Below are 22,894 nucleotides of genomic sequence, written 5' to 3'. Positions count from 1 at the left end.
AGAGGCCGAGTGGAGGTTCTGCGCAGTGGGCAACCCGGCATGGATGCCGGGTTAGCCGCCCCCGGCCATGGATGGCCGATGGCGGCGGGCCCACGGAGCAGGACCGGAGCGAGGGTATGCCGAGCCTAGGCGAGGCACCGTACGTCAGGGGCGCAGGCGCTTGGTTACTTGGCGCTTTTCCAAGTAACCCGCCGTAAGGGCGGAACCAATAGCCGCCGTTACCCCAGTAATGGATATGTACACCATCAAAAAACTCGTCACCAGACACACAGCCTTCGCGAGCAAGCCCGCTCCCACAAGGTGCCGGATACACCCGCAGGACCACCCCGCTAACTGCTTTCTCAGGTAACAGCACTACTGCAGTGACGAGGATTATTCAGCCCACACCCAACAATCATCGTGATCCCCCCCGCAATTCAAGATGTATCCGATTGTTAAAAACCCGCCAAATGGCTAACCTTCGCGCCTTCTACGACCCAATAGTCACGGGTCTTTCTGACGAAACGCAGTATTTGGATCTGTAACGCGCCGAGGATCAGGCGCAAGGTTTCGTTATGCATGGCAGGAGGCATCACATGCGTTCATTTCTTCTATTGCTGATGGGGTGGGTCTGCGCCACCGCAGCCTGTGCCGAGCCGACGGCCGAGCTGTCGGAACCGGTGGGCGGCTGGCGCTACAACGGCCTGCTCGATCGCAGCGAAAACCCGCAAGTCGCCTACCCAACGCCGCCCATCGACCGGGGCGTACAGCGCAATCGCACGATGATCGAAGGCCAGCTCAAGGCCATCGGCACTCAGCGCGGGCCACACACGCTGGCGGTCAACGGCAATCCTCTGAACCTGTACACCGACGACCAGGGGCGTTTCGCCCGGCCCTACGCGTTTGGCGCAGGCTCCAACAGCGTCGAAGTGCGCAGCGTCGAAGGCCAGTCCCTCAAGCGCGTCCAATTCTATGAAGCCAACAACCTGCGTACCCCGGCGCGGATTCGCGTGGTGCTGGGTTGGGACGATCCGAAAGCCGAACTCGACCTGCACATCATTACCCCCGACGGCCAACATGCGTTCTGGGCTCGCCCGGCGATGAGCAACGGCGGCGGCCTCGACCCGGACGGCGTCGACGGCCCCGGCCCGGAAATGTTCACCATGACCGCGCCGCTGCATGGCACCTATCTGGTTTACGTGAACTATTGGGGCAACTTCGGCAGCGGCGGCTATAACTTCGATGAGACCAGCAACCAGAACGAGGTGATCACCTCGCAGATCAACCTGGTGCTGAACGAAAACACCGTCGACGAAAAACGCGAGACCTTCATCGTGCCCCTGCGCGCGATCGGTGACCTGCTGCTGGTCAAGACTTTCAACTATTAAGCATCCCGCACCACGGATGAACTGGGCGTTGTGAACATGAGCGATAACACTGTTACCCCGGCTGCTGACGCACCTGCTGCCAAACCTTCCCGGCGCTGGCCGTTGCTGTTGGGCGGGCTGATCCTGGTGGCTGGCGTGGCGGCCGGACTTGGCTGGTTCATGCACAAACCCAAGGCGCCGGCGGCGCAATTGGCCAGTGACAAACTGGGCATGAGCCGCCCGGACGGTCTGCTTGAAACCCGCTCCTTGAGCCAATTGCCCAAGGACTTGCTGGCGGTGCCGTTCCTCAAGGAAACCCTGACCGAAGATTTCGTCTTCTATTACGAAGCGCATGCCGATCGCCTCGGCTTGATCGGCAGTCTGCGGCGGATCATCTACGAACATGACCTGAAGTTGCAGGACAGCCTGATCGAGCAGCTTTTCGATCAACCGGCGGATGTCGCGTTGTGGCGCGGGGCGGATGGTCGCCTGAAAGACTTTTTGTTGGTGATGGATCGCGGTGGTCTGGCCAAGGTGCTGGAGCCGCTGGTCAAAGTAGCGCTGGATGATTCGCAGCTGACGCAACTCGGTGACATCAAGGTCGCCGGCGATACGGTGCCGCTGTTTCAGCTCACCTACAACAACAGCAAGGCGCTGCTGTTTGCCTCTCATGGCGACAAGCTGGTGGTGCTGTCCAATCCTTCGAAACTGTACGACAACAGCAATGGCCCGATCGATGAGCCTGGGATGGTTTCGACTCAATCGCTGGAAGCATTGCTCGGCGGTCAGAAACTCTTCCCCGAAGCCTTCGGCCTGCCGCTGCGCGCGCCGGAAGTGAAACAGCGCCTGTCGGTCAATTCCAGCGTGCTGGCCATGGGTTACCAGCGGTTCATCCCGAACTTCGCCGGCCTGCGTTTCGACATGGACGACAAGGGCTGGCACAGCTTCCTCGCCATGGACGAACTGGAAAACCAGCCGGACTTCGATTTCAAACCGATCTGGCAAGCCATGCCGATGGGCGCCAGCGCTTGTGTGGCCTTGCCGCTCGCCGCCGAACAACAGAAGCCGTTGCTGGTGAAGCTCGGCGCCGAAGAAACCGCGGCCCAGGCGCTGACCGAGCACATGGCCGGTGCCGCCGGCCTGTGCTGGTACGCCGATTCGCGGCTGTACACGCCGCTGCTGGTGGCCAGTCTGAATGACGACGACAGCGCCAAACTCGACGGTGACCTGGGCAACTTGTTCAGCTCGATGGTCGGCGCCTACGAAGGCAACGTCGAAGAACACGCGTTCCCGGTGGTCGAGAAGCAGGAAGGTGAAAACCACCAGTGGCAGCGTCAGGTCAGTTCCAATTTCGGCCCTTACAAAGCCAAGGACGCCGAGGACCCGAACGCCATCACCGGCAAGGCCTTCATGCGCGTGAGCCTGGCGCGCCACGGTTCGACGCTGCTGTTCTCCCTCGACGACAAGCTCGTGGACAAAGCCCTCGGCACCCTCGACAAACGCTTCCCGCCGATGGCCGATGTGGTGCCGAAAGACCTGCTGATGCCGGTCTACTTCGGCCCGGATTCCATGGCGCAGCTGATGCAACAGGAAACCCTCGACAGCCTGCCGCAGGACATGGAGCCGGTGTTCTACAACGCCGCGCAAACTTACCTGATCCCGAAACTGCGCAAGCTCGGCGGCTACGGCAAATACGCGCTGACGTTGCCGGAAGGCAGCGAGCCCGACGGCCATTGGCAATGGCTGCCGCTGGAATGGAAAGCGCTGTGACCGCACTTATCCGAGGCCTCGGCCTGCTGGCGATGTTGCTGGGCAGTCGGGTATTTGCCAGTGACGCCGCGCCGCTCGACGTGCAGCAATCCCAGGTATTCCGCGCCTGGTTCGTGCGCATCGCCCAGGAGCAACTGACCCAGGGCCCGAGCCCGCGCTGGTATCAGCAGGACTGCGCGGGGCTGGTGCGTTTTGCCGCCAACGAAGCGCTGAAAGTCCATGACGACAAATGGCTGCGCAGTAATGGCCTGTCCAACCGCTACCTGCCGCCGGAGCTGCAATTGAGCGAGGCGCAACGCAGTCTCGCCCAGCAATGGCAGCAGGGCGGCGGCAAGGTCGGGCCATACGTCAACGCGATCAAACTGATTCAGTTCAACAGCCATCTGGTGGGCCGCGACCTGGCGCAAGCCCGGCCCGGCGACCTGATGTTTTTCGATCAGGGCGACGACCAGCACCTGATGATCTGGATGGGCCGCTACATCGCCTATCACACCGGCACCACCACCCCCACTGACAACGGCATGCGTTCCGCGAGCCTGCAGCAACTCATGACATGGAAGGACACCCGATGGATACCCGACGCAGCCAACCCCAACTTCATCGGCGTCTATCGACTGAACTTTCTCTCCCAATGACCGGTGCCCGCATGCTGCGTTTTCTGTCTCTACTGTTGGTATTGGTCCTGCCTTTTTCGGCAGTGAATGCCGAAGACACCGTCGAACCGAGCGGCTACACGCCGGTGGCCGGCGAAAGCTTTTTCCTGCTGGCGGACAGCAGTTTTGCCAGCGACGAACAGGCGATGGTGCGCCTCGAAGCACCGGGCCGTGACTATCGTCGTTTCCGCATGGAGCCTTACGGCGGCGCGGACATTCGTGTGTACCGCATCGACAAACCGCTGGATTTCCTCAAGCGCCAGAAGAACCTGCACCGCGTGGTCAGCGACGGCCAGTTCAAGGGTGAAGGCCTGTCGAACACCCTCGCGTACCTGTGGGACAACTGGTACCGCAAATCCCGTCGCGTGATGCAGCGGGCGTTTTCCTACGAGTCCCGTAAACAAGTCACCGAGGAAGTGCCGGAACTGAAGATGGGCGCTGCCATCGCCGCGCCAACGCCTTACGACGCGCAGCCGCAATTCGCACTGATCCCGGGCCTGCCGGTGGTCAGTCAGTTCCGTTATCCACTGTGGCAAGCCAAACCGATCCAGCCACCTGAGGGCGTGAACCTCGCCGGTTCGTCCAGCGAGTTCGTCACTGTCGCGCCGGGCAATGTGTACGTCCCGTTGGGCAACCTGAAGCCGGGCCTGTACCTGGTGGAAGCGCTGATCGGCAAGTACCGTGCGACCACCATGGTCTTTGTTTCCAACACCGTGGCCGTGAGCAAGATTGCCGGTGATGAACTGCTGGTCTGGGCGGCGCGTAAACACGAAGGCAGTTCGGTGCCGAAGGTTAATGTGCTGTGGACCGATGGCCTCGGCGTGATGAGCAGCGGTGCCACCGATGCCGATGGTTTGCTGCGCCTGAAACACGTCAGCCCGGAGCGTTCGTTCGTGATCGGCGAGGACGAAGAGGGCGGGGTGTTTGTCTCCGAGAACTTCTATTACGACAGCGAAATCTACGACACCAAACTCTATGCGTTTACGGACCGGCCGCTGTATCGGCCGGGGGATTGGGTGTCGCTGAAAATCGTCGGTCGCGAGTTCAAGAACGCCCGTGACTCGGTGTTGCCGACGGCGGCTGATGTGAATGTCACGGTGCTCGATGCCACCGGCACCGCGCTGCAAACGCTGGCGCTGAAACTCGATTCCAAGGCCGGCACACAAGGTCGTTTCCAGCTGCCGGACAACGCGGTCGCGGGCGGTTATGAACTGCGTTTCAGCTACAAGGATCAGGCCTACAGCAGCGCCTTCCGCGTGGCTGAATACATCAAGCCGCACTTCGAGATTTCGCTGAACCTGGCCAAGCAGGATTACCGCACCGGCGAACCGGTGAAAGGCAGCTTGGTGCTGTTGTACCCGGACGGCAAACCCGTCGCGAATGCCAAGTTGAGCCTGAGCCTGCGTGCCCAGCAACTGTCGATGGTCGATAACGAGCTGCAATACCTCGGGCAATTCCCGGTGGAGCTGACCAGCACCGAACTGACCACCGACTCCAAAGGCAACGCGACTCTCGACCTGCCCGCCGCCGAAAAACCGAGCCGTTACATGCTCACCGTTTTCGCCAGCGATGGCGCGGCGTATCGGGTCAAGACCACCAAGGAAATCCTCATCGACCGTGGCGCCGCGAGTTTCCGCTTGAACGCGCCGCAGCGCTTCAGTGCGGTGGGCGACAAGGTTGCATTCAGCTACCTGAATGAAGGCGGCAGCGAGCAGAACAAAGCGGTCACGCCGAGCGGCTACAGCTGGGTGCGTCTGGAAGATCAGACCTTAGGCGAAGGCAAACTGGCTGCAAGCGACAAAGGCTTCACCTTGGCCTTCGAACGTCCGGGTACTTACAACCTGACGTTGAAGGATGACCATGGTCGCGTGGTCGGTGCCACGGGTCATTCGGTCACCGGCGATGGCGTCAAAGCCGTGCCCGGCACCGTGGAAATCGTCCTCGATAAACCCGAGTACAAGGCGGGTGACGAAGCCCTCGCGCTGATCACTTTCCCCGAGCCTGTCAGCGATGCCTTGCTGTCGCTGGAACGCGACAAGGTCGAAGCCACCGCGCTGATGTCGAAGGGCGGCGACTGGCTGAAAATGGAAAAACTCAGCGACACCCAATACCGCGCGCGCATTCCGGTGAAGGATAACTTTGCGCCGAACCTGACGTTCTCGGTGTTGTACACCAAGGGTGGCCAGTACAGCTTCCAGAACGCCGGCATCAAGGTGGTTGCGCCGCAAATCGACGTCGCCATCGTCACCGATAAAGAGGTGTATCAGCCGGGTGATACGGTGTCCGTTGACCTGACAACGCAGTTCGCCGGCAAGCCGATTCCGGCGCACCTGACGGTCAGCGTTGTCGACGAAATGGTCTACGCGCTGCAACCGGAAGTTGCGCCGACCATCGACCAGTTCTTCTACCACCCGCGCCGCAACAACGTGCGCACCAGCGCCAGTCTGTCGTTCATCAGCTACGACGTCGCGTTGCCGGGCAGCCCCGGTGCACCGGGCAAAGCCAACCGCAGCGAGCGCGGTGTGAAAGTGCTGGAGCGGCCGCGTCGTGAAGACGTCGACACCGCCGCGTGGCAGCCGGAATTGATCACCGACGCCAATGGCAAAACCCGCTTCACCTTCAAGATGCCGGACTCGCTGACCCGCTGGCGCATCACTGCGCGTGCCATCGCCGATGACGGTCAGGTCGGGCAGAAAAAGCAATTCCTGCGCTCGGAAAAGCCGCTGTACCTGAAGTGGAGCGGCCCGACCAAATTCCGCAGTGGCGACAAACCGAATCTCGGCGTGTTCGCCTTCAGCCAGGCGGAAAAACCGGTCAAGGCTGAGCTGGTGATTCATTACGCAGGTGCCGAACAGCGTGTGCCCGTGACGCTGAACAACGGCATCAATTACATCGCGCTGCCGGCGTTTGCGTTGTCCAGTGGCGAGTGGACCGCCGAGTTGGTGCAGGACGGCAAAACCGCTGACGCCCTGGCCGTGCGTCTGACCGCGACCGGCGAAGGTTGGCTCGTTACGCAGAGTCAAAGCCTGGACGTGGCCAGCGGTGATACGCCGCTGACCTTGCCGGCAGATGCGACGGACATTCGCCTGCGTCTGGATGACAGCCCGCAAGCGCTGTTCCGTTCGGCACTGGATGATTTGCTCAGCTATCCGTACGGCGGCGTCGAGCAGACGGCCAGTCGTTTGTTGCCGTTGAGCATTGCGTACCCGACCTTGTCGTCGAACCCGCAGATCCGCGATCGCTTGCGCCTGATCATGCAGAACAGCCGTCTGCGCCTGGTGCAAATGGCCGGGCCATCGGCGAGTTTCACCTGGTGGGGCATGGACGGTGAGCCGGACGCGTTCCTCACCGCGTACGCCTATTACGCCGACTGGCACGCCAGCAAAGCACTGGAACTGAGCCTGCCGCCGGAGCATTGGCAGCGGGTGCTGGAGGTCTATTCGAAGCAGGCGAAAAACACGCCGCTGTTGCAGCGTGCGTTGATCCTGTCGTTCGCCAAGCAGATGCAATTGCCGGTCAACACGTTGCTCAGTGGTTTGATGGATGATCTGGCGAAAGCGGGTGAGGGCAATGCCGCGACGCTGATGGAGGATGGTGAAGACAGTATTGTCATGAGCGATCCGGATTCGGCGTTGGGTCTGGCGGCGGCGCGTGCGTTGACCGCTTCTTTGGCGAAGCAGTCGAAGGTCACTTTGCCGGATGCTTTCAATCGACAACTGGCCGACGCGCAGCAGCGTCTGGCCGTCAGTTCGCAGCCGTTTGCCGAAGCCTTGAACCTGTCGCTGCAGAGCTTCGATCAGGCTCATGCGCAAGCGTTGTTGCAACGGTTGTTGCCACAGCAATCGACCCTGGAACGCGCATTGGCGCTGACCTGGTTGCAACGCAGCATCGAGCAGGCTTCGCCCACCATCGCACTGGCACCGGGTGAAGGCTGGAAGAAAAAATACGCTGATACCGGTGAGATGTATTGGACGTGGCAGGGCGCTTCGTCGGTGCCGGCAGTGCTGGCGCTGACCGGGACGCAAGAGCGCCCGTTACGTGCCGCGTTGAGTTTCCAGACTAAACAACCGCCGGTTGATCCGATGGCGGTGACCATCACCCGTCGCTTGTCGCGTCTGGTGCCGGGTGATGAAGCCTTCACCTTCAAACTGGAAGCGGTGGGCACCAAGCCGTTGTCCAGCGACAGCCTGTATCTGGACGAAGTGATCATCACCAGCAAAGCCGCGAAACCGCTGCGCTACGGCATGATCGAAGTACCGCTGCCGCCGGGCGCGGATGTCGAGCGCACCACGTGGGGCATCAAGTTGATGGGCAAGGCCGGCACTGAACCGACGGCGCTGGAGAAGGCGCGCTTCGAACCGGGGCAGATGGCTTACGCGATTCCGGTGGATGCCTTGAGCGGCGAATTGCGTTTGCGTCACTTGGTGCGCTTCTCGCAGAAGGGCCAGTTCAACCTGCCGCCGGTGCGTTTCACTCAGGTCTACGCGCCGCAGCATCAGGCTCAGGAGCAGAAACCGGCGCTTGGTCAGGTCACGGTCAACTGACATGACCCGGCGTTTGCTTTGGTGGCTGCTGTGTTTGATCCCTGCGCTGGCGACGGCGCAGGACGAGCCGCTGCGTCTGGGCTTCAAGGGTGAATTGCTGTCGCTGAGCCGGACGCAGGTGATTGCCCGCGAGCCGTTGCCTTCGGATTTGCAAACGCCATTGGGCAGTCTGTGGAAGTTGTTTGTGTACGGCTGGCTGGTGGAAACCGGCGCCCGTGAGCCCGCGTATGAATGTCGCGGGCAGTCGAAAGAAGAAGTCTATTGCTGCACCGCAGGCGGCAAGATCGAGCGCGATCAGGCGCTGGTGAAGTCCTGCGGCTTGTACTTCGAGCCTGCGCGGTTGGGCATTGCTGGCGCGGATTGGCGCACATATTGGCAGGCACGGCAGGCACCGGAGTGGTTGCTGGACTTGCCTTCATTGCAGCCATCCACGCGAGTGTCGGTGGTTGAATTGCTTAAAGTGCTGGCCGTGATGCCAGCGCAGGATCAGGCACGGCGAGTGTTGCTGGACGTGGTGTTGAATGCCGCCGACGGCAATGTCGTGGGCGAACTCGGTGGTCGGTTGCGGGTGAAAACCTGGAGCTGGTTGGGCGACCAGGATCCATCGTCGCGCCAGGGTGGGTTTGCCGGTTGGCTGGCCGATGGCACACCGATCTGGGCGGGTGGGCGTGGGACCAGTCAAATGGTGCTGCGCAATTATGGTGAGGCGTTGGCTTCGGTGCTGCCGGTTGAATGGCCTCTGGATGCGGGGCGCTGCGTCGAAGTCGGCCTGTTTTCTCGTTATCCGATCGGGCGGGTTCTGGCGGGGGATCGTGTTGTTTCTTCCGGACCACTGCAGGGCGATTTTCGCGTCGAGTTTTCTAATGGCAACCAACTCGATATCCACAGCGACGGAGAACTGTTTTTGGTGGGCGATAAATTGATCGCCCGTCTGGACCGAGAAGAATATGTCGCTCGCGTCCTGCAACGAGAAGCCAAACCCGAACCTGCTGAAGCCGCCAAAGCGTTGGCCATCGCCATCCGCACCTACCTGCTGCAAAACGCCACCCGCAACGGCGACTGCCTGAGCATCGACGACAGCAGCCGCCGCCAACGCGTCGCCCCGCGCCCGGCCACCGCCGAATCACGCAACATCGCCGCATGGACCAGCGACCTGGTACTCGCCGGCAGCACCGTCACCTATCACTCCGATCAACCCGGCCCGGACAAACTCTCCTGGCAGCACGCCGTCGAACAAGCCAACGCCGGCCAGCGCTACGACGCCATCCTGCTGCACGCCTACCCGCGCGCGAGCCTCAGCCGCTGGGACAACCCCGTCGCCTCCTGCGAAGCACTGCCCGCCGCCCAAGACTGGCTGCAAACCCAACGCCGCGGCTGGCGCCAACGCCTCGAAAACGAAACCGGCTACAACGAAGTCAGCACCTTCGCCGTCTGCCGCCTGGCCTTCGGCCGCCCTTTTGTGGACCGCGAGCGTCAGCGCATTTACGTGCGCGGCGTGCTGTCGCTGCAAGACCGCCTCGACCTGACCCACGAATACCTGCACCTGGCCTTCGAAGCACACCCCAACGGCCAGGATGAAACCTACATCGAAGGGCTCGCCCGCCACCTCTTGCTGGAATAGGCCATGAAACTCCGTTATCCACAGGTCTTCCTGTTCCTTTGTTCTGTTTGCGTATTGCCGACGGTTTTTGCGGCTGAAAGCGCCGTCAAACTCGACACCCCCGTCGGCGGCTGGCGCACAGGCGCGGCCGAGGGCGAAGGCGAAAACTTCCGCCAGACCGTCAACTACCCGGCCTCCTCGGTGAACACGCCGGTAGGACAGGCCAACACCGCACGCATCACCGGCCAGATCAAAGCCACCCCCAAGTCCACTGAACCGGGCCGGTTGATCGTCAACGGCGTCAGCATGCCGCTGAAGATCGATCCCGCTGGCCGCTTTGACCGACCGTTCTCCTTCCCCAACGGCAGCAACAGCGTCGAAGTCCGCAGCCCCGATGGCCAACAACGGCATCGCACGCAGTTCCTTAACGTCAGCGGCGGTGCGACACCGGCGAAATTGCGGGTGTTGCTGGCGTGGGACAGCGATGGTACGGATCTGGACTTGCACCTCATCACGCCTGATGGTGCGCATATCTGGTATGGCGATCGTGTTGCGCCCAATGGCGCGGCGCTGGATGTGGACGTGACGACGGGGTATGGGCCGGAAATCTTCGCCATGCCGGCGCCGATCAAAGGGCAGTATCTCGTTTACGTGAACTACTTCGGGGGCGGGTATCGGAGTGATGAAGACGGGCAGGAGGATGCGGTTCAGCCGTTGACGACGGCGCAGGTGACGGTGATTACGGAGGAAGGGACGCCGAACGAGAAGATGGAGACTTTTCTGGTGCCGATGCGGGCGGTGGGGGAGTTGACGTTGGTTAAGGGGTTTAGTTATCCGTGATTGGGTATTGCGTACTTTCTTTCAGGCATTAAAAAGCCGGCTTGTGGCCGGCTTCTCGGGGACTGGCTTGGTTCATTTTTGGTAAACCGCGCCAGCCTTCAAAACGTACACCCGGATCTTGCGTCCGGCTGTGGGACTCGGCGAGAAAATCATCTGCCTTGTCGGTGCGATCGGAACCGCTGGGCGGGTCGATGCGCAAATGTGGGGCGCAGCATACTGATTTTTTTGGGGAATTCCCAGTGTGGTGTGCGGGGTAGAGCTGTTAGTTGCTTGGGATCGGGTTGCTGATCCGGGTTTTGAGGTGAATGTTCCACCGCCTTCGCGGGCAAGCCCGCTCCCACAGGTACTGCGCAATCCCTGTGGGAGCGGGCTTGCTCGCGAAGGGGGCGGCGCGGTGTTACAGGAACGGAATGGGTGGGCGACGTTTGTTCAGCGTCGACCACCAGAACACCCACCCCAACACCCGGATGTTCTGCTCTTCTATTTGCGCGGCCCTGAAAGTCTCATCCGGGTACTCGGCGCTGTTGTGGCTGCGCATTCGCAATCCATTGCCCGGCATTCGGTGCAGGTACTTGATGCGCAGCATCCCGTCGTGTTCGATCGCATAAATTTCTCCATCGACAATCTGGGTCAGGCCACGATCGATGGCGATGGTTGAGCCGTCTTCAATTTTCTCGGCCATGCTGTTGCCGATCATGTAGGCGCAGATGGCATCCGCATGGTTGATTTCCAGGGAGTCGAGGTGGCTGCGGGGTAGGCGGATGGGGTGGCTGGTGTCCTCGACCACGTGGGTTTTGCTGGAGCCGGGAGCGACGTGCGTTTCTTTGTAAAAGGGCAATTCGACATCGGTGGGTTCGATGACGGTGTAGATGCCGCGGAGGGCCTGGGCGTCGAAGGTGTTGCCGGTGTCGCTGACCAGACGCAGGTGTTTGGCGTCTTTCGGGCCTTCGAGATATTTGAGCCACTCGCTGTTGACTGAGAGTTTTCTGGCGACGGCTTCCATGCAGTGATCGGGCACACCGCGGGTGTACCAGTTGTGTACGTTTTGCGGCGCCGTGCCGAGGTATTCGGCGAACCCGGTCGTCGTGATGTTCGCTACTTTGAGGAGCGCTTTAAACCGTGGACCGCTAGTGTTTTTTTTCTTCATGGGCACGAGTTTACGGGCGTATGGCGAGGCTTTGAATAAACGAAGCGTTCAAAATACGAGGGAAATTTAAGACCGGATGTAAGACGTATCGAGTAAAAATTAAACAAGAAAAAACCGATTCACCGGATGGTTAAACGGCACGTTTAAAAGCTTTTCTGCGCGCACAAAAAACCCCGGATAAACCGGGGTTTTTTCAAGTCGTCAGTGGCGCAAGGCCAGTGGCGTCTCAGCCTTTGTAGGCTGCAACCGACTTGGTGATCGCTTCGCGGGCGGCGTCTGCACCGGCCCAGCCTTCGATTTTCACCCATTTGCCTTTTTCGAGATCTTTGTAGTTCGCGAAGAAGTGCTCGATCTGCTGAATCAGCAGGGCTGGCAGGTCGGTGTATTCCTTCACGTCGACGTACAGCTGGGACAGCTTGTCGTGTGGGACTGCGATGACTTTGGCATCGCCGCCGCCGTCGTCGGTCATGTTCAGGATGCCGACCGGACGAGCGCGGATCACGGAGCCTGGAGCAACCGGGTAAGGGGTCACGACCAGCACGTCGAGGGGATCACCGTCGTCAGCCAGGGTGTTCGGGATGTAACCGTAGTTGGCCGGGTAGAACATCGGGGTGGCCATGAAACGGTCAACGAACAGGCAATCGCTGTCTTTGTCGATTTCGTATTTGATCGGCGCGTGGTTGGCCGGAATCTCGATAGCGACGTAGATGTCGTTCGGCAGGTCTTTGCCAGCCGGAATCTTGCTGTAGCTCATTGGGCGGTGCCCCCGTTAGTTGACCAAAAACACTTGGCCGGATTGACCAAAAAGTGGCGGCGATTATAGGCATATTCCGCAGCCGTTGCTATGGACCAGAGGTTGTGTAGACCTTAGTCGCGTGCCTGATAGACCGGGTCTTCGGCCAGAAGTTGCCGCAGCCGGGCCAACGGATCCTGTCGATAAAACAGCCTCAACTGCTCATACACCTGTGGATAAGCCTCATGCAGCAAATCCGGGGCACTGAAGAAGTATTCGCTGGTGACCGCGAAGAACTCGGCGGGGTTTTCCGCAGCGTAGGGGTCGATGGCGGTTTCGGCGTCCGGGTTGCGCTCCAGTTGCCCGTCGAGGTCGTCGTAGGCCTCTTGCATGACCTTGGCCCAGTCGCTGACGCGCATGTCGGCGTGCAGCGGCGGCAGGCCGTTGGCGTCGCCGTTGAGCATGTCGAGCTTGTGCGCGAGTTCGTGGATCACCAGGTTGTAGCCTTCCCAGCCACCACTGGCCATCACGCCGGGCCAGGCCAGGATGATCGGGCCTTGCTGCCAGGCTTCGCCGCTGTGTTCGCCGTCCCACTCGTGTTCAACGCCACTGGCGTCGCGATGGCGCTGCGGGCTGAGGAAGTCGTCGGGGTAGAGGACGATTTCGTGAAAACCCTGATACCAGTTCAGATCGCCCAGCTTCAGCAACGGTAATTGCGCCTGGGCGGCGAGCAGCAAACGCTGCTCCTGATGGAGTTCGACGCCGGGCAGGGCGGTCAGGTGCTTGTCGTCGAGAAACAGTACGCAGGCTTCGCGCAACCACTGGTCTTCAGCCGCGCTGATGCCGTCGAGGAAACTCAGGTGATGGCGCACCCGCTGCCACATATCGTCGGCAATCGGGTGCCTGGCCAGGATGCGCCGGCGACGCCAGGCGCTGAGCGACCACATCGTTCAGTGTGGTTCGGCTTTGGATGCGGCGCTGCCGAAGCGGCTGCGAATCACGCCGATGATCATCGGCACCAGTGACAGCAGAATGATGCCCACTACCAGCAGCGAGAGGTTTTTCTTGATGAACGGTACGTTGCCGAAGAAGTAACCGAGGGTCACCAGGCCGCCAACCCAGAGGATGGTGCCGAGGACGCTGAAAAAGAAGAAACGCGGGTAAGGCATTTTCGCCACGCCGGCGACGAATGGTGCAAAGGTGCGAATGATCGGCAGGAAGCGCGCCAGGGTCACGGTTTTGCCGCCGTGCTTGTCATAGAAGTCGTGGGTTTGTTGCAGGTAATCGCGGCGGAAAATTTTCGAGTTCGGGTTGCTGAACAGTCGCTCGCCCACCGTTCGTCCGATGATGTAGTTGGTGCTGTCCCCGAGGATCGCCGCCAGCATCAGCAGGCCACCGAGCAATACCGGGTCCATGCCGCCACCGGCCGCCACGGCGCCGGCGATGAAAAGAAGGGAATCGCCCGGCAGGAAAGGCATCACCACCAGGCCGGTCTCGCAGAAGATCACCAGAAACAGGATGGCGTAGATCCATGGCCCGTAGTTGTTTACCAGCAAGTCGAGGTAAACATCGAGATGCAGGATAAGGTCGAGCGGGTTGAAATCCATGGAGGCACCTGTGGTGACGGCCCGACTCGGCAGGCCTGTGCGGATGACTTCGCGTAAGGCTACAGACGGGTGTAGTTTTTCTTACAAGCCGGAAAGGTCGGCATTATACGGGCTGAGAAGTGAAAAGCGCGTCGAGTTTGTAGCGAGGAGTGTCGCGCAAGACCGGCGGCGCGGTCTGTTTTTTTTGTAGGAGCAGCCGGTCGACGCTCGATTGCTCGCGAAAGCGGTATGTCGTTCAGCATATCCGCCAGATGTCAGACCGCTTTCGCGAGCAAGCTTCGCTCCTACGAGGGCACGGTGCGGATCAAAGCTCGTCGCTGATCGGCAACACGTAGTTTTTAAACTCAGTGTCTTCCTTGAATCCGATGGACTCGTAGGTTTTCTGTGCGATTTTGTTGTCGCTGCTGGTGGAAACGCGCATGCGCACGGCATTGGTTTCCTTGGCCATTTTTTTCGCGGTGCGCATCAGGTTGTCAGCCACTAACTGCCGGCGGGCGTCTTCGGCGACATAAATGTCGTTGAGGATCCATACGCGTTTAAGCGAAAGCGACGAAAAGCTCGGGTACAGCTGACAGAAACCCATCAGCTTCTTGTCGTCGTCATCGGCCAGGGCCAGGTAGATCACCGATTCCTTGCGACGCAGGCGTTTCTCGAGGAACGCCCGGGACGAGTCCGGATACGGCAGGGAACCATAAAACTCGCGATATTTGACGAACAACGGGGTCAGCAGGTCCAGGTGTTCAAGGGTCGCTTGAATAATCCGCATCGATAGGTCTCGTCTTCAAGTGGCTGTCTTCACATGCTCTGACGGCGAACGGTTCTTCACTCGGGCAGCCGTGTTTCGATCCTGCCTGAAATTGAATCAGAAACGCAATGCGGAAACGGTTCAGGCATCCGGCAGGCTCAGTAGGAAATTACCTTTCATATCCGCTCCTGCGTCCGACTCCAGCGTCTGAAGCTGCGCTTCGTCCTTCAGGTTGACCCCCGACAACTGTCGCCGACAGGCTTCGCGCATCAAATACAGCAATCGGTGTGCCGCCATGCCATAACTCAGGCCTTCCAGTCGCACATTGGAGATGCAGTTGCGGTAAGCATCCGTCAGGCCGACCTTTGGATTGTAGGTGAAATATAATCCCAGACTGTCTGGCGAGCTGAGGCCAGGGCGTTCGCCAATCAGGATTACCACCATTTTTGCGCCCAGCAACTCGCCGATTTCGTCGCTTATCGCGACCCGGCCTTGTTCTACCAGAATCACCGGCGAAACCGTCCAGCCATCGACTTCGATCTGCTCTCGCATGCGCGAAAGGAAGGGCACGGTGTGGCGGTGCACAGCCAGTGCCGACAAACCATCGGCCACGACAATCACCAGATCGACGCCGCCGGGATAGGCTGAAGCATGGTTGCGCAGGATTTGCGCGGACTCATCGCTCAATTTCCGCCCCAAGTCAGGGCGCTGCAAATAGCTGTCGCGGTTTGTGGCGGCGCTGTGCAGGAGCACACTTTCGTATCCGCATTCGGCCAATTGCGCGCTGAGCCCGGCATGGTCGAAGGGCAGGTGCACCGCGTCCCGAGCCTGGGCGTGGGCGTACTGGAAATCCAGCTGTGCGCTGGTCGGCATGCTGGTGCCGGTACGGCCCAGGGCAATCCGTGCCGGGGTCAGGCGCCGCAGTTCCAGCAAAGGATTTTCTGAATCAACAGGCGGTTTATCCATCTCGACACTCATCCCAGTTGCCCCATCGCCTGGCGGAAGGCTGGCGGCAGGCGCTCGCCGAAATGAATCTTGCCATCGGCCTGAGTGAAAATGCCCATTTTGGCCAGCCACTGTTCGAACTCCGGTGCCGGTTTCAAGCCCAGGGTTTGGCGGGCGTAGAGCGCGTCGTGGAACGAAGTGGTCTGGTAGTTGAGCATGATGTCGTCGGAACCGGGGATGCCCATGATGAAGTTGATCCCGGCCACGCCCAGCAGGGTCAGCAGGGTGTCCATGTCGTCCTGGTCGGCTTCGGCGTGGTTGGTGTAACAGATGTCGCAGCCCATCGGCACGCCCAGCAATTTGCCGCAGAAGTGGTCTTCCAGGCCTGCACGGATGATCTGTTTGCCGTTGTAGAGGTATTCCGGGCCGATAAATCCTACGACGGTGTTCACCAAAAACGGTTTGAAATGTCGGGCAACTGCGTAGGCGCGGGTTTCGCAGGTTTGTTGATCGATGCCGTGGTGGGCGTTGGCCGACAGCGCGCTGCCCTGGCCGGTCTCGAAATACATCAGGTTTTGCCCAAGCGTGCCGCGATTCAGGCTCAAACCGGCGTCGTAACCTTCCTGCAACACGTTCAGGTTGATGCCGAAGCTGGCATTGGCCGCTTCGGTGCCGGCGATCGACTGGAACACCAGGTCCAGCGGAACGCCTCGATTGATCGCTTCGATGGACGTGGTGACGTGGGTCAGCACGCAGGCTTGTGTAGGAATTTCGTAGCGCTGGATGATCGCGTCGAGCATTTCCAGCATCGCGCAAATCGAGGCAATGCTGTCGGTGGCCGGGTTGATGCCGATCATCGCGTCACCGTTGCCGTACAGCAGGCCGTCGAGAATGCTCGCGGCTATACCGGCCGGTTCGTCGGTGGGGTGGTTGGGTTGCAGGCGGGTGGATAAGCGTCCCCGCAGGCCCATGGTGCCGCGAAAGTGCGTGATCACACGGATTTTCTGTGCGACCAGCACTAGGTCCTGCACGCGCATGATTTTTGATACGGCTGCGGCCATTTCCGGCGTTAGGCCCGGAGCGAGGGCGCGCAGGCTCTGTTCGTCGGCGGCATCGCTGAGCAGCCAGTCGCGAAACCCGCCAACGGTGAGATGGCTGACCACGGCGAAGGCTTGTTTGTCGTGAGTGTCGATGATCAGTCGGGTGACTTCATCGGCCTCGTAAGGAATCAGCACTTCCTGCAGGAAGTGAGTCAACGGGATATCAGCCAGGGCCATTTGCGCGGCGACGCGCTCGCCATCGTTAAGGGCGGCGACGCCGGCCAGGAAATCCCCGGAACGCGCCGGGCTGGCCTTGGCCATGACCTCTTTGAGGCTGGCAAAGCGGTAGGTCTGGGCGCCGATGGAATGGGCAAATGTGGCCACGGTGTCCTCCTGATGTGTAGAAGTCTTGATTACCCTGACATTCCCTTGTGGGAGCCAGCCTGCTGGCGATTGCAGTGTGTCATTCAAAATCTATGCTGACTGTCAGACCGCAATCGCCAGCAGGCTGGCTCCCACAGGGGGAACGATGTGCACTTCAATAAAGCAGGCGCCGGGGAGTTAGCCCGGCGCCGGTGCAGTTCAGGCGCCTTCGAGCATCGCATCCGCCGGCGCATCGAAGCGCTGCTTGGCGGTCAGTTGGAAATACAAATACCCGGCCGCCATGAAACCGAGGAACACACAGCCGATCAGCGGGTTGAACCACGCCATCGCCACCAGGCACACCACGGCCAGAAACAGCGCAATCCCCGGCACGATCGGGTAACCCGGCGCGCGGAAGCTGCGTTCCAGGTTCGGCTCGGTTTTACGCAGCTTGAACAGGCTCAGCATACTGATGATGTACATCACGATGGCACCGAATACCGACATGGTGATCATCGCTGCCGTCAGCGTCATGCCTTGCAGGTTGACCAGGCCGTCGCTGTAGATTGCCGCGATGCCGATCACGCCGCCGGCCAGAATGGCCCGGTGCGGGGTCTGGAAACGTGACAGTTTGGCCAGCGAACGTGGCAGGTAGCCGGCCCGGGCCAGGGCGAAGAACTGACGCGAGTAACCGAGAATGATCCCGTGGAAACTCGCCACCAGCCCGAACAGGCCGATCCAGACCAGCATGTGCATCCAGGTCGAATTGTTGCCGACCACGGCTTTCATCGCCTGAGGCAGCGGGTCGTTGATGTTCGACAATTGACGCCAGTCGCCCACACCGCCGGCCATCACCATCACGCCGATCGCGAGGAACACCAACGTCAAAATGCCGCTGACGTACGCCTTGGGAATCGTGCGTTTCGGGTCTTTGGCTTCTTCAGCCGCCATCGCCGCGCCTTCAATGGCGAGGAAAAACCAGATCGCGAACGGGATCGCCGCAAAGATGCCGGGGATTGAGGCGATGGTGAACTCGTTCGAACCCGACCAGCCGTTGAGCACGAAGTTGCTGAAGCTGAAGCCCGGCGCGACCACGCCCATGAACACCAGCAACTCGGCGACGGCCAGTACGGTCACCACGAGTTCAAACGTGGCGGCGATGCTGACGCCGAGGATGTTGAGCGTCATGAACACGAAATAGGCGCCAACGGCGGCAATCTTGGGGTCAAGTTCCGGGTATTGAACGTTCAGATAAGCGCCAATGGCCATGGCAATGGCTGGCGGCGCAAAGACGAATTCAATCAGCGTGGCAATGCCGGCAATCAAGCCGCCTTTCTCGCCGAAGGCCCGTCGGCTGTAGGCAAAGGGCCCGCCAGCGTGGGGAATGGCGGTAGTCAATTCAGTGAAACTGAAGATGAAGCAGGTGTACATCGTCGCCACCATCAGGGCGGTGACGAGGAAACCCAGAGTGCCTGCGGTGCCCCAGCCGTAACTCCAGCCGAAGTACTCGCCGGAAATCACCAGGCCGACGGCAATGCCCCATAAGTGCAGGGTGCCGAGTGTGGGTTTGAGCTGTGTGGAAGAAGTCATAAGTCCTCGCTGTCTTTTTTATTGTTTGATCTGTTGGACTTTCGGAAACTGGTTTTTTGTGTGGAGCGGGCACGCAAAGCCCGTGCCAGAGCGGCAGGGCAGTGATTTTCGTTGTGTTTGAGGGTGCCTTCGCGGGCAAGCCTCGCTCCTACAGGTACGGCGTGATCCTGTAGGAGCGAAGCTTGCTCGCGAAGGTCGTTACGCGGTATCGCGCGGGGTTAGAAGAAGCCCAACGGATTGATGTCGTAGCTCACCAGCAGGTTTTTGGTCTGCTGATAGTGATCGAGCATCATTTTGTGGGTTTCACGACCGACGCCGGACTTTTTGTAGCCACCGAACGCGGCGTGCGCCGGGTACAGGTGATAGCAGTTGGTCCACACGCGACCGGCCTTGATGGCGCGGCCCATGCGATAGGCGCGGTTGATGTCGCGGGTCCAGAGGCCGGCGCCGAGGCCGAACTCGGTGTCGTTGGCGATGGCCAGGGCTTCGGCTTCGTCCTTGAACGTGGTGATGCTCACCACCGGGCCAAAGATTTCTTCCTGGAACACACGCATTTTGTTGGTGCCCTTGAGCAGGGTTGGCTGGATGTAATAACCCGTCGCCAGACTGCCTTCGAGTTTTTCCACCTTGCCGCCGGTCAGCAGCTCGGCGCCTTCGCCCTTGGCGATTTCCAGGTACGAAAGGATTTTGTCGAATTGCTGCTCGGAAGCCTGGGCGCCGACCATGGTGTCGGTGTCCAGCGGGTCACCGCGTTTGATCGACAGGACTTTTTTCATCACCTCTTTCATGAAGTCGTCGTAGATCGATTCCTGCACCAGCGCGCGGGACGGGCAGGTGCAGACTTCGCCCTGGTTGAAGAATGCCAGCACCAGGCCTTCAGCAGCTTTCTCGATGAAGGACGGTTCGGCTTTCATGATGTCTTCGAAGAAGATGTTCGGCGATTTGCCACCCAGCTCCACGGTGGACGGGATGATGTTTTCGGCGGCGCATTTCATGATGTGCGAGCCGACCGGGGTCGAGCCCGTGAAGGCGATCTTGGCGATGCGTTTGCTGGTGGCGAGCGCTTCGCCGGCTTCTTTGCCGAAGCCTTGCACAATGTTGAGCACGCCCGGTGGCAGCAGGTCGCCGATCAGCTCGACCAGCACGGTAATGCCCAGCGGGGTTTGTTCTGCAGGCTTGAGTACCACGCAGTTGCCCGCCGCCAGCGCCGGGGCGAGTTTCCACGCGGCCATCAGGATCGGGAAGTTCCACGGGATGATCTGCCCGACCACGCCCAGCGGTTCATGGATGTGATAGGCCACGGTGTTGCCGTCGATCTCGGCAGCGCTGCCTTCCTGCGCACGGATGCAACCGGCGAAATAACGGAAGTGGTCGGCGGCCAGCGGGATGTCGGCGTTGAGGGTTTCGCGAACGGCTTTGCCGTTGTCCCAGGATTCGGTGATCGCCAGCAGTTCCAGGTTCTGCTCGATGCGGTCGGCGATTTTCAGCAGCACCAGCGAGCGCGCCTGGGCGGACGTGGCGCCCCAGGCATCGGCAGCGGCGTGGGCAGCGTCCAGGGCTTTGTCGATGTCTTCGGCCGTGGAGCGCGGGAATTCGGCAATCGGTTGGCCATTCACTGGCGAGGTATTGGTGAAGTACTGACCTTTGACAGGCGCGACGAACTCGCCGCCGATGTAGTTACCGTATTTGGCTTTGAACGAAACGATAGCGCCTTCAGTACCGGGGTGAGCGTAACGCATGGTGTTTTCTCCTTGGCTTTTGTACTTATTAGAGAGGCGCATGTGCGCTTGCTATAAGCGTAGAGCAAAGGTCGGGCCACTGCCCTGTGAGCTAGGCAAATCAAGGCCTTGCGCGTTTTTTGTCGGACGGATGGATGGCGGCTGTGACGCTTTCGGTACAGCCCCCGTGACAGTTTGTACCGCTTGTGGCACAAGCTGTGACTGACCGGTCTTGCCAGCATTGCAATGCGGGCTAGGCTGGAGGATGCTCGGGCATCACCTCAATACGGGTCACCGAGCCCCGGGGAGAATAATAAGAAATGCACGACAACCATTTGAGTCGCCATGCCCAGCAAGTGCTGACCGTGACCCAGGGGAAATCCCACCTGCACGGTCCCGGCAGCGATCCGTCCATTGCCCGTTCCTGGCTGCGTTGTCTTGAGGACTATCACCTCGACCCGGCCCTGACCATGGCGCCGACGGTGCTGGAGCACGGTCGTGTCCTCGAAAGCCGCGAACGCTTGCAGCAAGTGCTGCACATCGCCGGCAATGAAATGAGCAGTCTTCATCAGCAGCTGTCCGGCGCCGGCCATGCGGTGCTGCTGACGGATGCGCGCGGGGTGATTCTCAATTGTGTGACGGCACCCGCCGAGCGGAAGATTTTTGAACGCGCCGGCCTCTGGCTCGGTGCCGACTGGAGCGAAGCCTGCGAAGGCACCAACGGCATCGGCACCTGCCTGGTGGAGCGTCAGTCGCTGACCATTCACCAGGACGAACACTTTCGTGGACGTCACACTGGCCTGACTTGCTCGGCGAGCCCGGTGTTCGATCCGCATGGCGAACTGCTGGCGGTGCTCGACGTGTCCTCGGCGCGGCACGAGGTGTCGCGGCAAAGTCAGTTCCACACCATGGCCCTGGTCAATCTGTCGGCGAAGATGATCGAGAGCTGCTATTTCCTGCGTTACTTCGACAATCAATGGTTGCTGCGTTTTCACCTGCAGGCGGAATCCGTCGGGCTGTTCAGCGAAGGGCTGCTGGCGTTCGACGGCGAAGGTCGGATCAGCGCGGTCAATCAGAGCGCGCTGAACCTGCTGGGGCATAGTCGCGGCGGGCTGCTGGGCAAACCGGTCGAGGCGTTTTTCGATTGCTCGCTGGATGAGTTGCTGGGCCGGGCGAGTGTGAATGCCAGCGCCAGTTGGCCGTTGCGCGCACGTGACGGGCGCGGCCTGTTTGCCGTGTTGCGCGGTCAGCCGCGCAGCATTCCGGTGCCGGTAGTGACCAGTCGGGTCGTTGCCGAACCTGCGCGCCTGTCGGGCATTTGTCTGGGCGATGCGGGTTTGCAGGAAGACTTCCGCAAATCCCTGCGCGTGTTCGAACGGGATGTGCCGCTGTTGATCAACGGCGAAACCGGGTCCGGCAAGGAGGCCTTCGCCAAAGCGGTGCATCAGGCCAGTCAGCGGGCCGAAAAAGCCTTCGTCGCGCTCAACTGCGCGGCCATCCCGGAAAGCCTGATCGAAAGCGAATTGTTCGGCTATCGCGGCGGCAGCTTTACCGGCGCACGCAAGGAAGGCATGCGCGGCAAGTTGCAGCAGGCGGATGGCGGGACCTTGTTTCTCGATGAAATCGGCGACATGCCGCTGGCGTTGCAGACCCGGCTATTAAGAGTGCTGGAAGATCGGCAAGTGGTGCCGATTGGCGGCGAGCCGGAGGCGGTCAACGTGCGGATCATCAGCGCGACTCACCGTAATCTTCTGGAGCGGGTGCAGGACGGCAGCTTCCGCGAGGATTTGTATTACCGGCTCAATGGTTTGGAGATTGCGTTGCCGGCGTTGCGCGAACGCAGTGACAAATCGCAGTTGCTCGACTTCCTGCTGGCGGAAGAGGCGGGCGGGGAAACGGTGCTGATTGATGAACCCGCCCGCCAGGTGTTGCTGGGGTTCGCCTGGCCCGGGAACGTGCGGCAACTGCGCAACGTGCTGCGCACCTTGGCGGCGTTGTGTGATGGCGGCCGGATCGGGCTGGAGGATTTGCCGGCGATGATTCGACAGGCCAGGCCGGTGCCGGTTGTTGCCGTCGAACCGCCTTGCGAACATCCGCTGGATGATGCCGAGCGCCTGGCGTTGCTGAATGCGCTGGAGCAAACCCGTTGGCACATGACCCATACCGCCGAGCAGTTGGGTGTCAGCCGTAACACCCTCTATAGAAAGCTGCGTAAACACGGCATCGCCCGGTGAATGCAAACCTGTAGGAGCC

The 22,894-nt window shown here is 60.5% G+C and carries 16 protein-coding genes; 7 read left to right on the top strand and 9 right to left on the bottom strand.

Features of this window, described 5'->3' with window-relative positions; translation table 11 throughout:
• Positions 1-575 precede the first annotated feature (575 nt).
• From KGA97_RS23925 to KGA97_RS23900, 6 genes are read left to right on the top strand one after another with little or no spacing between them, the layout of a single operon-like run.
• Positions 576-1,367 (top strand): YfaP family protein, encoded by a 792-nt coding sequence (locus KGA97_RS23925; RefSeq protein ID WP_008042997.1) that lies wholly within the window; start codon positions 576-578, stop codon positions 1,365-1,367.
• A gap of 36 nt (positions 1,368-1,403) precedes the next feature.
• On the top strand, positions 1,404-3,116 hold the full coding sequence (locus KGA97_RS23920) for a DUF2138 domain-containing protein (protein WP_223481633.1): 1,713 nt from the start codon (positions 1,404-1,406) through the stop codon (positions 3,114-3,116).
• The gene (locus KGA97_RS23915; protein ID WP_411738930.1) at positions 3,101-3,751 is read left to right on the top strand and encodes a DUF1175 domain-containing protein; all 651 of its coding nucleotides are present in this window, start codon (positions 3,101-3,103) and stop codon (positions 3,749-3,751) included. Before KGA97_RS23920 ends, KGA97_RS23915 begins: the two co-directional genes overlap by 16 nt.
• Positions 3,748-8,313, top strand: a complete 4,566-nt coding sequence (locus KGA97_RS23910; RefSeq protein WP_223481632.1) for an alpha-2-macroglobulin family protein — start codon at positions 3,748-3,750, stop codon at positions 8,311-8,313. Before KGA97_RS23915 ends, KGA97_RS23910 begins: the two co-directional genes overlap by 4 nt.
• Before the next feature lies 1 nt (position 8,314).
• Complete coding sequence (locus KGA97_RS23905) at positions 8,315-9,934, top strand: DUF2300 domain-containing protein (RefSeq protein ID WP_223481631.1); 1,620 nt, start codon at positions 8,315-8,317, stop codon at positions 9,932-9,934.
• Positions 9,935-9,937: 3 nt separating this feature from the next.
• Entirely contained in the window at positions 9,938-10,753 is an 816-nt protein-coding gene (locus tag KGA97_RS23900; protein ID WP_223481630.1) for a YfaP family protein, read from the top strand.
• A gap of 397 nt (positions 10,754-11,150) precedes the next feature.
• Here KGA97_RS23900 and KGA97_RS23895 read toward each other — a convergent pair whose 3' ends face one another.
• The 9 genes from KGA97_RS23895 to KGA97_RS23855 form a co-directional block, all read right to left on the bottom strand.
• Positions 11,151-11,900 (bottom strand): S24 family peptidase, encoded by a 750-nt coding sequence (locus KGA97_RS23895; protein ID WP_223481629.1) that lies wholly within the window; start codon positions 11,898-11,900, stop codon positions 11,151-11,153.
• A 226-nt stretch (positions 11,901-12,126) separates the two neighbouring features.
• Positions 12,127-12,654 (bottom strand): inorganic diphosphatase, encoded by a 528-nt coding sequence (ppa, locus tag KGA97_RS23890; protein WP_007990564.1) that lies wholly within the window; start codon positions 12,652-12,654, stop codon positions 12,127-12,129.
• A gap of 113 nt (positions 12,655-12,767) precedes the next feature.
• The gene (locus KGA97_RS23885; RefSeq protein ID WP_223481628.1) at positions 12,768-13,580 is read right to left on the bottom strand and encodes a zinc-dependent peptidase; all 813 of its coding nucleotides are present in this window, start codon (positions 13,578-13,580) and stop codon (positions 12,768-12,770) included.
• 3 nt (positions 13,581-13,583) lie between these two features.
• Positions 13,584-14,240 (bottom strand): DedA family protein, encoded by a 657-nt coding sequence (locus KGA97_RS23880; protein ID WP_008042985.1) that lies wholly within the window; start codon positions 14,238-14,240, stop codon positions 13,584-13,586.
• Between the two features lie 304 nt (positions 14,241-14,544).
• The gene (locus KGA97_RS23875; protein WP_008042983.1) at positions 14,545-15,006 is read right to left on the bottom strand and encodes a GNAT family N-acetyltransferase; all 462 of its coding nucleotides are present in this window, start codon (positions 15,004-15,006) and stop codon (positions 14,545-14,547) included.
• A 120-nt stretch (positions 15,007-15,126) separates the two neighbouring features.
• On the bottom strand, positions 15,127-15,951 hold the full coding sequence (gene eutC / locus KGA97_RS23870; protein WP_177318901.1) for an ethanolamine ammonia-lyase subunit EutC: 825 nt from the start codon (positions 15,949-15,951) through the stop codon (positions 15,127-15,129).
• Between the two features lie 8 nt (positions 15,952-15,959).
• The gene (locus KGA97_RS23865; protein WP_192228058.1) at positions 15,960-17,354 is read right to left on the bottom strand and encodes an ethanolamine ammonia-lyase subunit EutB; all 1,395 of its coding nucleotides are present in this window, start codon (positions 17,352-17,354) and stop codon (positions 15,960-15,962) included.
• A 198-nt stretch (positions 17,355-17,552) separates the two neighbouring features.
• Positions 17,553-18,923, bottom strand: a complete 1,371-nt coding sequence (gene eat, locus KGA97_RS23860) for an ethanolamine permease (protein ID WP_008035770.1) — start codon at positions 18,921-18,923, stop codon at positions 17,553-17,555.
• 218 nt (positions 18,924-19,141) lie between these two features.
• Positions 19,142-20,662: an aldehyde dehydrogenase family protein gene (locus KGA97_RS23855; RefSeq protein WP_008035766.1), complete on the bottom strand. Its 1,521-nt coding sequence runs from the start codon at positions 20,660-20,662 to the stop codon at positions 19,142-19,144.
• A gap of 299 nt (positions 20,663-20,961) precedes the next feature.
• Here KGA97_RS23855 and KGA97_RS23850 point away from each other — a divergent pair, with 299 nt between their 5' ends.
• A complete protein-coding gene (locus KGA97_RS23850; RefSeq protein WP_223481627.1) occupies positions 20,962-22,875 on the top strand; it encodes a sigma-54-dependent Fis family transcriptional regulator in 1,914 nt (637 codons plus the stop codon).
• Positions 22,876-22,894 lie beyond the last annotated feature (19 nt).

The sequence above is a fragment of the Pseudomonas sp. BF-B-15 genome (assembly GCF_019946675.1).
Taxonomy (GTDB): Bacteria; Pseudomonadota; Gammaproteobacteria; order Pseudomonadales; family Pseudomonadaceae; genus Aquipseudomonas; species Aquipseudomonas migulae.
This window is presented reverse-complemented; position numbering and strand designations above follow the sequence as displayed.